The organism is Streptomyces sp. RPA4-2, assembly GCF_012273515.2.
Classification (GTDB): domain Bacteria; phylum Actinomycetota; class Actinomycetes; order Streptomycetales; family Streptomycetaceae; genus Streptomyces; species Streptomyces kaempferi.
In genome coordinates this window covers 6,697,316-6,709,788 of record NZ_CP050975.2, presented here as the reverse complement: position 1 = coordinate 6,709,788, position 12,473 = coordinate 6,697,316, and the positions used below count along the sequence as shown (strand labels likewise).

The following is a 12,473-nucleotide window of genomic DNA, read 5'->3' as shown; positions in this document are numbered from 1 at the left end:
GAAGTCAGGTTAGGCTCACCTCTGTGAGTACGTGCACGACCGCGTCCCGCGACTTCGACGAACCCCTCGCGGGGACCGCGGCGACCGCGAGGACATGGCTGCTGCTCGAGCAGCCCGGACCCTGGGGTGCCAAGGCGCTCACGTCGAGCCACCTGGACCCCGAGCTCGGGCGTGCCCTCGAAGCGGCCGCCGAGGGCACCGGCGTGCGGATCGCGCTCATCCGACGCCCCGGACGGCACGCGGACCGCGATGCATCCGCCGAGCGCCACGTGTATGCGGCCCACACCACTCCCGGACACACATGGCTGCACAGCGCGACGACCCGCACACCCGGGCAACTGCTCGACCTGGACTTCACCGCACTCGGTACGGGTGACGCGCACACCTTCGACACGGTGCTGCGAGGCCGTCCGCACCGGGGCGACCCGCTCGCGCTCGTCTGCACCAACGGCAAGCGTGACCGTTGCTGCGCCCTCCTGGGCCGGCCTCTCGCCGCCGAACTCGCGGCCTCGGGACTGGAGGGCGCGTGGGAGGTCACCCATCTGGGTGGTCACCGTTTCTCCCCCACGCTGCTCGTCCTGCCGTACGGCTACGCGTACGGACGGACCGCGGCACACTCCGTCAAGGAGATCCTCCAGGGCGTGCGGGAGGGGCGCATCGTCACCGAGGGCTGCCGGGGCGGTTCCGCCTGGGAGCGGCCGGGACAGGCGGCGGAGCTGGCCGTGCGCACGGCCACCGGAGAGCACGCGGCGGACGCCTTCCGGGTCCTGCGCACCCACGGGACGACACCGCGCTGGGAGGTGACCGTCGCCCACACCGACGGTCGCGTGTGGCGTGTCGTCGTCGCGCAGGGCGCCTCGTTGCCGCCTCGCCCCGAGAGCTGCGGCTCGGCGCTCGGTTCCCCGGCCCGCATGGACGTCGTGGCCGTGCGGGAGCTGCCCCGGACACCGATCCCGATCGCCTGCTGACCAGGGCCCACCAGCGCCTGCCACACGCCTCCGCACCCGGGCTCCGCGCCCCACCACCCCCACACGACGCACACCCCTTGTGGCACCCCCTGGGCCCCGCCCGGACCCGGCCCCCGTCACCGCCTCCCGTACGAAGCCCGGGAGATCCACGCCACACCCCCTACGGCGGAGAGCGCCCTCCCCCGTACGGTCATGTGCATGAGCTCCACTCCCCGTGCACGACGCTTGCACCTCCGTCTGCCGCGGCGGATGTTCTCGCAGGTGCTGCTGATGCAGGTGGCGATCGCCGCCGGAGTCGCCGTCCTCGCAACCGGGCTGTTCCTCGCCCCGCTCAGCGCTCAGCTCGACGACCAGGCCATGCGCCGCGCGCTCGCGATCGCGCAGACCACGGCGGCCCAGCCGCGCATCGCCGAGGACCTGCAGACGTCGCTGCCGTCCGTGAACGGGCCCGTGCAGACTGCCGCCGAGCGGATCCGCCGGGCCAGCGGGGCCGAGTACGTGGTGGTGATGAACACGAACGGCGTGCGCTGGTCGCACAGGGACGTCACCCAGATCGGCCAAGTCGTCTCCACCGACCCCCGCCGGGCCCTCGCCGGCAAGGACGTCATGCAGATCGACAGCGGCACACTGGGGCGCTCGGCGCGCGGCAAGGTGCCGCTGCGCCTCCATGGACACATCGTCGGCGCGGTCTCGGTCGGCATCAAGTACGACAGTGTGCGCAACCGGCTGATCCACGCCATCCCGGGCCTCTTCGCCTACGCGGGCGGAGCCCTGGCCGTCGGTGCGTTCGCCGCCTATCTGCTCTCCCGCCGGGTCCAGCGGCAGACCCGTGACCTGGCCTTCTCCGACATCTCGGCGCTGCTCGCGGAACGCGAGGCGATGTTGCACGGCATCCGGGAGGGAGTCGTCGCCCTGGACCGGACCGGCCGGGTACGCCTCCTCAACGACGAGGCCCAGCGGCTGCTCGGACTCGACGCGGCGGCCATCGGCGGTCCGCTCGACGACGTGCTCGGTCCCGGCCGTACCACCGACGTGCTGGCCGGACGGGTCACCGGCACGGATCTGCTGACCGTGCGTGGTCAGCGCGTCCTGGTCGCCAACCGGATGCCGACCGACGACGGCGGCGCCGTGGCCACCCTGCGCGACCGCACCGAACTGGAGCAGCTCAGCCGTGAACTCGACTCCACGCACGGACTGATCGACGCTCTGCGGGCCCAGGACCACGAGCACGCCAACCGGATGCACACGCTTCTGGGACTGCTCGAACTGGAGATGTACGACGACGCCGTGGAGTTCGTCGGCGAGGTGGTCGGCGACCATCGGATCACCGCGGAACAGGTCACCGAGAAGGTCCACGATCCGCTGCTCGCCGCCCTGTTGGTCGGGAAGGCCACCGTCGCGGCCGAGCGCGGGGTGGCCCTGTGGATCTCGGACGGGACGCTGCTGCCCGACCGGCTGCTCGACCCGCGCGGACTGGTCACCGTCGTCGGGAACCTCGTCGACAACGCGCTCGACGCCGTGGCCGGTACGCCGCACGCGCGCGTGGAGGTCGAATTGCGGGTCCAGGGGCGTACGGCCGTGCTGCGCGTGCGGGACACCGGGCCGGGCATCCCGGCGGAGCGGCGGGAGCTGATCTTCACGGACGGGTGGACCACCAAGAAGCCGCCGGCGCACGGCAAGCGCGGGATCGGTCTCTCCCTGGTGAGCCGGTTCGCCGAGCGGCAGGGCGGCAGCGCGGAGGTGGCCGAGGCGAGCGGCGGGGGCGCGGAGTTCACGGTCGTCCTGCCGGAGGCGCTCACGGAGGCGGACCTGGCGGCGGAACCCAGCGCGCCCACGGCCGCCGAGGAGGGGTCGCGGTGATCGAGGTGCTGGTCGTGGACGACGACACCCGGGTCGCCCGGGTCAACGCCGCCTACGTCACGAAGGTGCCCGGGTTCCGGGTCGCGGGAGAGGCGCACAGCGCCACGGAGGCGATCCGGCTCATGGAGACGCTGCCGAACCTGGACCTGGTCCTGCTGGACCACTACCTGCCCGACGAGACGGGCCTCGCGGTCGTCCAGGAGATGCGGCGGCGCGGTCACCAGACCGACGTCATCATGGTGACGGCCGCCCGCGACATCTCGACCGTGCGGGCGGCCATGCGGCAGGGCGCTCTGCAGTACCTGGTCAAGCCGTTCGCCTTCGCGGGCCTGCGCGCCAAACTGGAGGCGTACGCGGCTCTGCGCCGTACCCTCGACGCCGGCGGAGAGGCGGAACAGGCCCAGGTGGACCGCATCTTCGGCGCCTTGTCGACGACTGCCGAGCCGCCCCTGCCCAACGGGCACTCCCCCACGACGGCCGAGCTCGTGCGCCGTGCCCTGGTGAACGCCGAAGGGCCGCTGTCGGCCCAGGAGGTCGCCGAGGAGACCGGACTGAGCCGGCAGACCGCCCAGCGCTATTTGAAGCTCCTGGAGCGCGCGGGAAGGGCCCGGCTGACCCTCAGGTACGGCGACGCGGGCCGCCCGGAGCATCGGTACGTCTGGGCGACCCGCAGGTGAGGCCACGGCTCAGGAGGCAGGGGCCGGAGTCCGAACAGGCCACGGCGTACGGCTGCCGGGGAAGCACAGCCGTACGCCGTGGACTGTTCGGGCCGTTCAGCCGGCGGCCTTCTTCACGAACTCCGTGGTGAAGGTCCTGCCGAGGTCCACCTTGGCGTTCTTGATGTTGGGGTTGAACGCCTTGAGCACCTTCTCGACGGTCTCGGGGCCGCCCTCGGGCATCACCCCGTCCTTGGTGAACATCGGCAGCGTGCTCTCGATGGCGGTGGCGTAGAGCGCCTTGTCGCCCTGTGAGTAGTCGGCGGGCATCTTGGCGGCGATCTCGGACGCGCTGTGCGTGGCCATCCACGCGAGAGTCCTCACGAAGGCGTTGGCCAGCTTCTGGACCGTCTCCTTGTGACCGTTCACCCAGTCCGTCTGCATGTAGAGGCTGGACGAGGGATACGGGCCGCCGAACGCCTCCGCCGAACCCTTCGGCGTGCGCATGTCGATGAGCACCTTGCCCAGGCCCTTCTTCAGGACCGTGGCGACCGTCGGGTCCGTCGTCATACCGCCGTCGATCGCGCCCTTCTGGAGCGCGGAGATGAAGGTCGGTCCGGCGCCGACGGCGACCGGCGAGAAGTCGCTGACCTTCACCCCGTTCTTGACCGCCAGGTACTTGGTGAGGAAGTCGGTGGAGGAACCGAGCCCGGTGATGCCGAGCTTCTTGCCCTTGAAGTCCTTGGGCGACGTGATGTCGCCCGCGCGCTGGGCGGAGACGAGCTCCACCTCACCGGGCGCGTGCGAGAACTGCACGACGGACTCCACGGACTTGCCCTTGGTCTGCAGGTCGAGCGTGTGGTCGTAGAAGCCGACGGCCCCCTGCACCTGACCGGAGACGAGCGCGGTCTCCGCCTGCACACCGGCCGGCTCGCTGAGGAGTTCGACGTCCAGGCCCTGGTCGTTGAAGTAGCCGAGCCGCTGGGTGAGCATCGCCGGCAGGTAGATGACCTTGTCGAGGCCGCCCACCATGATCTTGACGTGTTCACCCTTACCACCGCCTCCGCCGCTGCCGCTGTCGGCGGTGGAGGCCGCGTCGTTGGCACAGGCGGTGAGCGAGGAGAGGGCGAGCAGACCGGCGGCTGCCAGCGCGGAGTATCTGGCGGTCTTGCGCATGATTGGGTCACGTCCTTGTGAGAGGGCGGTGCGGGCAGAACGGGCGCCCTGAAAGGTGTTGAACCGGGAACGGGCGTCCTGAAGAGGGGCGTTGAGCAGGGAACCTGGTTTTGCGGAGGGGCGCCGGGAGAGCGACGGGGGTTTCCTGGAATGGGGTTGGGCGCCGAGCGCGCCCTCCTGGTGGCGACCACGACCGGGCGGCGCGGAAAGCCGGGCCCCGGGTCGGTCAGCTCTCGGAGTCCGACGGCTTCCAGCGGAAGATGCGGCGTTCGGCGAAGGTGAGCAGTCCCTCGGCCAGCAGCGCGACCACGGCGAGGATGACCATCGCGGCGTACACACCGGCCGCGTTGAAGGTGCCCTGCGACTGCGCGACGAGCAGGCCGATGCCCTTGGTGGCGCCGATGTACTCCCCGACGATCGCGCCGATGAGGGCGAAGCCGAAGCTGACGTGGAGGCTGGTGAAGATCCACGAGGTGGCGGACGGAATGACGACCTGAAGCGTCACCCGTCGGTCGCTCGCGCCGAGGATCCGGGCGTTGGCGACGAGGTTGCGGTCGACCTCACGGGCACCCTGGAACGCGTTGAAGAAGACCGGGAAGAACACCAGGACCACCGCGGAGGCGACCTTGGAGGCGGGGCCGAGCCCGAACCAGATCACGAAGATCGGGGCCAGCACGATCCGCGGTATGGAGTTGAGCACCTTGATGTACGGACCAAGGACATCGGCGAGGAAGGTGACGCGTCCCAGCGCGATGCCGAAGACCACGCCGGACACCACGCCGATGACCCAGCCGAGCAGCGCCTCGTGGAGCGTGAACCAGATCTGCTCGCCGAGCGAACCGAGTGCGGTCCCGTGGGCGGTCCAGGTGTAGATCTGGTCCCAGATCTTCGACGGCATGGAGAAGTTGAACGGGTCGATGATCTCGGCCCGTGCGAACACCTCCCACAGACCGAGCGCGGCGACCAGAAGCACCGTACGGGCGGCGGCGACGATCATCCGGCGTCGGCGGGCGGCTCGGGCCCGTGAGTGGGCGCGTCCCGGCTTGACGGGTTCACGGTCGGCCGGCGCGACGACGGCCTCGGGCATGACGTCAGGCGACATCGGCCGCACCCCTCTCACGCGTGATGCGGACCTCTTCGCCGAGCGACTGCCAGATCTCGCGGTAGATCTCGATGAACCGCGGCTCCAGACGTACGGCTTCGACCTTGCGGGGCCGCGGCAGATCGATGTCGAAGATCTGCTTCACGGTGGCCGGGCCCGCCGTCATCACGACGACCTTGTCGGCGAGCGCGATGGACTCCTCCAGGTCGTGGGTGACGAAGACGACCGAGGCGCCCGTGCCCTCCCACAACTCCAGCAGTTCGTCCGACATCAGGGCCCTGGTCTGCACGTCGAGCGCCGAGAAGGGCTCGTCCATCAGCAGGATCTCGGGGTCGTTGACGAAGGTCGCGGCGAGCGCGACCCGCTTGCGCTGACCGCCGGAGAGCTGGTGCGGATAGCGGTCCTCGAAGGCCGCGAGCCCGACCCTGGCCAGCCACTCGCGGGCCCGCTTCTTCGCCTCCGCCTTGGGCACCCCACGAAACCGTGGGCCCGCCATGACGTTCGACAGGACCGTACGCCACGGGAAGGTGGCGTCCTGCTGGAAGACGAAACCGACCTTGTCACCGACACCCTCGACCGGCGCACCCGCCACCATGACCTCGCCCTCGGTGGGCTCCTCGAGGCCGCTCACCAGGGTCAGCGTGGTCGACTTCCCACAGCCCGTGGGGCCGACGACGGCGACGAACTCGCCACGGCCGATCGTCAGGTCCAGCTCCCTGACTGCCGTGTGCAGGCCGCCTGACGGGGTCTTGAAGATCTTGCTCGCGCCCCGTAGCTCTATGGCGGGGCTGGTGTCTGCGCTCATGGGCCGGGACGGTAGATGTGGCGCGAGCCACAGCATCAGTCTTCTGGGCGCAAGGCCTTCTTCTGCTTGCAAGAGTCTGTTGTGCTCATTTTGCTCGCGCTACAACGGCGGAGCCGAAACACGGGCTTAACGCTCGCCAGGCGTTGAGAGAAAGAGGCCCGATGATTGACGTCCTGGTCGTGGACGACGACTTCCGCGTCGCTGAGATCAACGCGAAGTACGTGGGGAAGGTTCCCGGATTCCGGGTGGCCGCCCGCGCGCACAGCGCTGCCCAGGCCCTGGCCGCCGTGGAGCGCGCGCCCGTCGACCTGGTCCTGCTCGACCACTATCTGCCCGACCAGACGGGCCTCGAACTCGTCCACCACATGCGTGAACGGGGTCACGGCACCGACGTCATCATGATCACCGCGGCGAGCGACGTGGTGACCGTGCGGGCCGCGATGCGTCTGGGCGCCCTGCACTATCTGGTCAAACCGTTCACCTTCGCCGCACTGCGCACCCGCCTCGACTCGTACGCGGCCCTGCGGCGCACCGTCGACCGGGTGGGTGGGCGCGGCGTCGCGGGTCAGGAGCAGGTCGACCGGATCTTCGGTGCCCTGCGCACCGCGCCCATACCGGCGTCACCGGGGCTGCCCAGAGGCCACTCCGAGCCCACCACCGACCTGATCTGCGGTGTGCTGCACCGTGCGAACCAACCGCTGTCCGCCCACGAGGTGGCGGCCGAGACGGGCCTCAGCCGCTCCACCGCCCAGCGGTACCTGCGCCACCTCGAACAGGCGGGACGCCTGCGCCTGTCCCTCAAGTACGGCGACACCGGACGCCCCGAGCATCGGTACGCGTGGGTGGCGCCCTGAGGGCTGTCCCCTCGGTGTCGCCCGCACGCGCCCCCCTGACGCGCGAGTCGGAGTCTCCTCAGGCACGGACCGGCTGCGGAGAGGTACGCCGCTGGAGGCCTGCGGCGCCGCAGGCCTCCGTCACGGGAGTCCTGGCGCCGCTCCCCTCGCCGCGGTTCACGTCGCCCGGGGGGCCGGGTGCCCTCAGACCGCCCCGGCACCCGTCAGCGACCGCACCTCGGTCTCCGCGTGTTTGGCCTCGTCCGGCGGCTCCACCGAGGTGACCGTCCCCAGCCAGCCCGCGAGGAAGCCGAGCGGGATCGACACCAGGCCGGGGTTCTGCAGCGGGAAGTACTGGAAGTCCACGCCCGGGAACAGGGAGTCGGGGCTGCCCGACACCACCGGCGACAGCAGCACGAGCACCAACGCGGGCACCAGCCCGCCGTATACGGCCCACACCGCGCCACGGGTCGTGAAGCTCCGCCAGAACAACGAGTACAGCAACACCGGCAGGTTCGCGGACGCGGCGACGGCGAAGGCGAGGCCCACCAGGAACGCCACGTTCAGGTCGCGGGCCACCAGCCCGAGCCCGATCGCGACGACTCCGATGCCCACCGCCGCCGCACGCGCCACCGCGACCTCGCTGCGTACCTTCGCGTGCCGACGTCGCAGTGAGGCGTACAGGTCGTGGGCCACGGACGCAGAGGACGCCAGCGTGATGCCGGCGACGACCGCGAGGATCGTGGCGAAGGCGATGGCCGCGACGACCGCGAACAGCACCGTTCCGCCTGTCGAATCGGGGCCGCCGCCCAGGTCGAGCGCGAGCAGCGGAACCGCCGTGTTGCCCGCCGCGTTCGACTCCCTCACGGCCTTCGGTCCGACGATCGCCGCCGCGCCGAAGCCCAGCACGATCGTCATCAGGTAGAAGCCCCCGATGAGTCCGATCGCCCAGACCACCGAGCGCCGTGCGGCTCGCGCGGTCGGCACGGTGTAGAAGCGCGAGAGGATGTGCGGCAGACCGGCCGTGCCGAGCACCAGCGCGAGGCCCAGGCTGATGAAGTCGAGACGCGCCGTCCAGTCCCCGCCGTACTTCAGGCCGGGCACGAGGAACGCGTCGCCGTGCCCACTGCGCCCGGCGGCCGAAAGCAGCAACTGGTTGAAGTCCCCGTGGAAGCGCACCAGGACGAGCACGGTCAGCGCGACGGCGCCGCCCATCAGCAGGACCGCCTTGACGATCTGGATCCACGTGGTGGCTCGCATCCCGCCCAGCGACACATAGATCACCATGAGCGCGCCGACGCCGATCACCGTCCAGTTCCGCGCCGCGTCGCTCGTACCTCCCAGCAGCAGCGCGACCAGGCTGCCCGCGCCCACCATCTGTGCCACCAGATACAGAACGGACACCGTCACCGAGGCCGTTCCCGCCGCGATCCGCACGGGTCGCTCGCTCATCCGCGCCGCGACCACGTCGGCGAGGGTGAACCGCCCGCAGTTGCGCACCAGTTCGGCGACGAGGAACAGAACGACGAGCCAGGCGACGAAGAATCCCACGACGTACAGCAGGCCGTCGTAGCCGTACAGCGCGATGAGTCCCGTGACCCCGAGGAAGGACGCCGCCGACATATAGTCACCAGAAATGGCAAAACCATTCTCCATTGATGAGAACAGTCGCCCTCCGGCGTAGAACTCCTCGGCCGAACCGTGCCGGTTGCGGCTCACCCATGTAGTGATCGCCAGAGTCACCGCCACGAATGCGCTGAACAGCAGCAGCGCCAGCGTCTGATGGTTGCCGGTCACCGCTCGGCTCCTCTGACGCTCCGCGTCAATTCCTGGGTGTCCCAGCGGAGTTCGAGTGCCGCCCGGTCCCGGCGCAGCCGCGCGTGCCGCGCGTACGCCCAGGTGAGCAGGAATGTGGTGAGGAACTGCCCGAGCCCCGCCACCATGCCCACATTGACCGCGCCCGCGACCGACCGGGCCATGAACCCGGGCGCTGCCGTCGCGGTCACCACGTAGCCGACGTACCAGGTGAAGAACACGGCGAAGGCCGGGATCACGAACCTCCGGTACCGCCCACGCACCTCCTGGAAGGCCGCACTGCGCTGCACCTTCAGATAGACCTCGGCCGTGCCGCCCAAGCGGCCTCCCTGCCCCTGGCGCGCGGGCGGGACGACGGGCGCGGGCGCCCCCGTGCCGTCCAACTCGCCCCAGCCGGAGGCGAGCGCGTCATACCAGGGGTCGTCGAACCGGACCTCCCCCGTGTCGCGGCCGTCGTGCTTCTCCACCGAACTCTCCTTGTCCGCGACCCGTTTCGGCCGCGTACCCAAGGATGTACAGATCGGGAAGATCCAGGACTCTTCTACCCACCCGCTTCACCCCATCAGGTGACTCAATTCACCGGTGGCCGGACGAGACCTTTCCCATAGGCATAACGCACCGCTTGGGCACGGTCCTTGAGTCCCGTCTTGGCGAAGAGATTGTTGATGTGGGTCTTCACCGTGGCGGTGGACACATGCAACTTGCGGGCGATCTCCTGGTTGGTGAGCCCCTCGGCGATCAGCAGCAGCACCTCGGTCTCGCGCGCGGTGAGCCCGTCGGGCGGCGTCACGGGCGCGGCCGACGGCGGTTCCGGCTGCGACAGCCGCTCCAGCAAGCGGCGTTGGACACTCGGTGAGAGTCCCGCGTTCCCGGACAGCACGCTCTCCACGGCGCGCACGATCTCGTCACCACCCGCGTCCTTGGTGAGATATCCGCGGGCCCCGGCCCTGAGCGCCGGAAACAGCGACTCGTCGTCCGCGTACGTGGTGAGCACGACCACCTGGGTCCCCGGATGCTCGGCGCGGATGCGCCGGGTCGCCTCCACGCCGTCGCAGCGAGGCATGCGCAGGTCCATCAGCACGACGTCCGGGGCGAGTTCGGCGACGAGCGCCACGGCCTCCTCCCCGTCCCCGGCCGCACCCACCACCTCGATCCCCGGCAGCAGGCCCAGCAGCATCACGATGCCCTCGCGCACCACCGTCTGGTCGTCCGCCACCACGACCCGAGCCGCCCTTCCGGTCTCCTCCGCCGTCATACGGGCACCTTCAGCGTGACCACGAAGCCCTCCTCGTCCGGCCCGGCCTCCAACGAGCCGCCCAACAGTTCGGCACGCTCCCGCATGCCCAGCAGACCGTACCCGGCGCCGGCGGCGCCGAGCTCCCCCGGCGCTCCCCCCGAGTCCCGTACGGCCAGCGTCACTTCGTGTTCGCCGTACTCCAGCCGGACGTCGACCTTGGCGCCCGGCGCGTGCTTGCGGACGTTCGTCAGGGCCTCCTGCGCCACCCTGCGCACCGCCTGCGAGGCCTCGGCCGGCATCGGCCGGCGTTCACCTGTGACGGTGACGTCCGCCCCGTCGGACGTGGCGACCAGTTCACCCAGGAATTCCTCCACCGGGGACATCTCGCCCCGTAGCGCGGAGAGCGCCTGCCGGGTCTCGGCGAGCCCTTCCCTGGCCATCCCGCGCGCCGCCACGACGCGTTCGAGGATCGTCGCCCGGTCGGCGCCTCGCTCGATCAGCAGCCGGGCCGCCTCGAGGTGCACCATCTGCGCCGAGAGGCTGTGTGCCAGCACGTCGTGGATCTCCCGTGCGATCCTGCCGCGCTCCGCGAGCGCCGCCGCCTCGGCCTCGGCCGCACGTGCCGCGCGCTCCTGGGCGAGGAGGCGCTGGGCACTGCCCCGCGCCTCCGCGTCGAGGCGCAGTACGTATCCCGCCAGGACGAGCCCGACGGCGGTGGCCACCGTGGTCAGCCAGATGTCGTTGTTGACCGCCGAGTAGGCGCCCAGCGCCACCGTGGTGACGGGCAGTGCCGCCGCCAGGGGCAGCCTCTCGATGGCGCTGATCCCGCACGCGCACCACAGCACGAGCGCCGGAATCCTGAATCCCGTGCTCGCCGCCACCGTCGCGATCGCGAGCAGCAGCGCGAGCAGCCCCACGGAGGGCAGCAGCCGGTGCTGGAGCGTGGTCTGCCAGAACGCCCAGGCGGCGACGCCGCAGACGATCACCCCCAGCGCCGCCGCGGCGGTGCCCCATCCGCTGAGATCGCTGTTCGTGAAGGTCGTCCACAGGAGCACGCCCAGGGCGAAGAGTCGCGTCGTCCGGGCGAGCCCGCGCCTGGCCTTGGTCACTCCCGCTCGGGAGAGCGCCTCGCGGGAGGGCCAGCGGGTCCAGGAATGCTCGGTCACACGCGCTCCTTCCACGCGGCCTGGGGCACGCCGCCACCGTACGCCGCGTCCTTCCCGACCGCCGGGCGCAGGGACTGCGACCGCCAGAGCAGGAGCCCGGAGCGGACCAGCAGGGTGGCCGCGAGCGCGAGCAGCAGGGCGGAGCTGTCCTGCCGCACGCCCAGCAGCGCACCGACGCCGAAGAGCCCCAGCCGCAGGGCTATGCCCACGCCCCAGACGGCCGCGCCGGCCTTGGTGCTCCTGCTCCAGACCGTGCCGTCCGGCTCCGCCCACATCCGGGTGGTCCACGCCCAGGCGGCTCCGACGGCCAGCCCGATGACGACCTCGGCCCCGATGAGCAGGATCGCCTCGGTCCGGTGATGGGCGTCGATGAGGCCCGGCTCACGCAGAGCGATCACGGCCAGCACGGCCGGCACGATCCACCAGCGCCTGTCCGTGCTCACCCTGCGCGTACGGAATTGGCGTGCGACGACCAGAACAACAACGGCGACGATCACCAAGGCGTTGACGAGCCCGGACATCGCGACCTCCATGGGCGAGGAAGAGCGGATACCGACAGCGAGCGCTGTCGACGCCTTCGACGCTACGGAAATCGCGAGGTCAGCAGATCGGAGCCCGGGTGGATCCCGGGTGGATCCACCCCGCCCCAAGCCTCCACCCACGGGTGGAGCCCCCGGCACCCTCAGCCCGTCCGGGCCTCGGCGAATCCCGCCCCAACCGGCCCCGCACTCCCCAACTCCCGGCACCCGACGACGCACGCGAGGGGCCGTGCCGGTACGTCGCAGCCCGTCGCTTACGCCCGGATCGAGCAACGGCTCCCCTGCCCGGCCCACGCCTGATCCAGCGGCGACGGGC

At 70.8% G+C, this 12,473-nt stretch carries 12 protein-coding genes; 4 read left to right on the top strand and 8 right to left on the bottom strand.

Annotation, left to right across the window (positions count from 1 at the left end):
* Positions 1–23 precede the first annotated feature (23 nt).
* From HEP85_RS29400 to HEP85_RS29390, 3 genes are all read left to right on the top strand, one after another.
* A complete protein-coding gene (locus HEP85_RS29400; RefSeq protein ID WP_168530583.1) occupies positions 24–968 on the top strand; it encodes a sucrase ferredoxin in 945 nt (314 codons plus the stop codon).
* Positions 969–1,166: 198 nt separating this feature from the next.
* Entirely contained in the window at positions 1,167–2,828 is a 1,662-nt protein-coding gene (locus HEP85_RS29395; protein ID WP_168530582.1) for a sensor histidine kinase, read from the top strand.
* A complete protein-coding gene (locus HEP85_RS29390) occupies positions 2,825–3,505 on the top strand; it encodes a response regulator (RefSeq protein ID WP_168530581.1) in 681 nt (226 codons plus the stop codon). The genes HEP85_RS29395 and HEP85_RS29390 overlap by 4 nt, the downstream gene beginning before the upstream one ends.
* Positions 3,506–3,601: 96 nt before the next feature.
* Here HEP85_RS29390 and HEP85_RS29385 read toward each other — a convergent pair whose 3' ends face one another.
* From HEP85_RS29385 to HEP85_RS29375, 3 genes are all read right to left on the bottom strand, one after another.
* Positions 3,602–4,660 (bottom strand): ABC transporter substrate-binding protein, encoded by a 1,059-nt coding sequence (locus HEP85_RS29385; RefSeq protein ID WP_168530580.1) that lies wholly within the window; start codon positions 4,658–4,660, stop codon positions 3,602–3,604.
* A 226-nt stretch (positions 4,661–4,886) separates the two neighbouring features.
* Complete coding sequence (locus HEP85_RS29380) at positions 4,887–5,762, bottom strand: ABC transporter permease (protein ID WP_168530579.1); 876 nt, start codon at positions 5,760–5,762, stop codon at positions 4,887–4,889.
* Positions 5,752–6,567 carry an ABC transporter ATP-binding protein gene (locus HEP85_RS29375; protein ID WP_168530578.1) on the bottom strand — a complete coding sequence of 272 codons (816 nt, stop codon included), beginning with the start codon at positions 6,565–6,567 and terminating at the stop codon, positions 5,752–5,754. The genes HEP85_RS29380 and HEP85_RS29375 overlap by 11 nt, the downstream gene beginning before the upstream one ends.
* A gap of 161 nt (positions 6,568–6,728) precedes the next feature.
* Here HEP85_RS29375 and HEP85_RS29370 point away from each other — a divergent pair, with 161 nt between their 5' ends.
* Positions 6,729–7,421, top strand: a complete 693-nt coding sequence (locus HEP85_RS29370; protein WP_168530577.1) for a response regulator — start codon at positions 6,729–6,731, stop codon at positions 7,419–7,421.
* A 183-nt stretch (positions 7,422–7,604) separates the two neighbouring features.
* Here HEP85_RS29370 and HEP85_RS29365 read toward each other — a convergent pair whose 3' ends face one another.
* The 5 genes from HEP85_RS29365 to HEP85_RS29345 all read right to left on the bottom strand — a co-directional run bounded on the left by HEP85_RS29365 (position 7,605) and on the right by HEP85_RS29345 (position 12,139).
* On the bottom strand, positions 7,605–9,197 hold the full coding sequence (locus HEP85_RS29365) for a cation acetate symporter (RefSeq protein WP_168530576.1): 1,593 nt from the start codon (positions 9,195–9,197) through the stop codon (positions 7,605–7,607).
* Positions 9,194–9,682 (bottom strand): DUF485 domain-containing protein, encoded by a 489-nt coding sequence (locus HEP85_RS29360; RefSeq protein ID WP_248002117.1) that lies wholly within the window; start codon positions 9,680–9,682, stop codon positions 9,194–9,196. The genes HEP85_RS29365 and HEP85_RS29360 overlap by 4 nt, the downstream gene beginning before the upstream one ends.
* A gap of 104 nt (positions 9,683–9,786) precedes the next feature.
* Positions 9,787–10,470 (bottom strand): response regulator transcription factor, encoded by a 684-nt coding sequence (locus HEP85_RS29355; protein ID WP_168530574.1) that lies wholly within the window; start codon positions 10,468–10,470, stop codon positions 9,787–9,789.
* On the bottom strand, positions 10,467–11,618 hold the full coding sequence (locus HEP85_RS29350; RefSeq protein WP_168530573.1) for a sensor histidine kinase: 1,152 nt from the start codon (positions 11,616–11,618) through the stop codon (positions 10,467–10,469). The genes HEP85_RS29355 and HEP85_RS29350 overlap by 4 nt, the downstream gene beginning before the upstream one ends.
* The gene (locus tag HEP85_RS29345; protein WP_168530572.1) at positions 11,615–12,139 is read right to left on the bottom strand and encodes a DUF1453 family protein; all 525 of its coding nucleotides are present in this window, start codon (positions 12,137–12,139) and stop codon (positions 11,615–11,617) included. The genes HEP85_RS29350 and HEP85_RS29345 overlap by 4 nt, the downstream gene beginning before the upstream one ends.
* Positions 12,140–12,473: the final 334 nt, after the last annotated feature.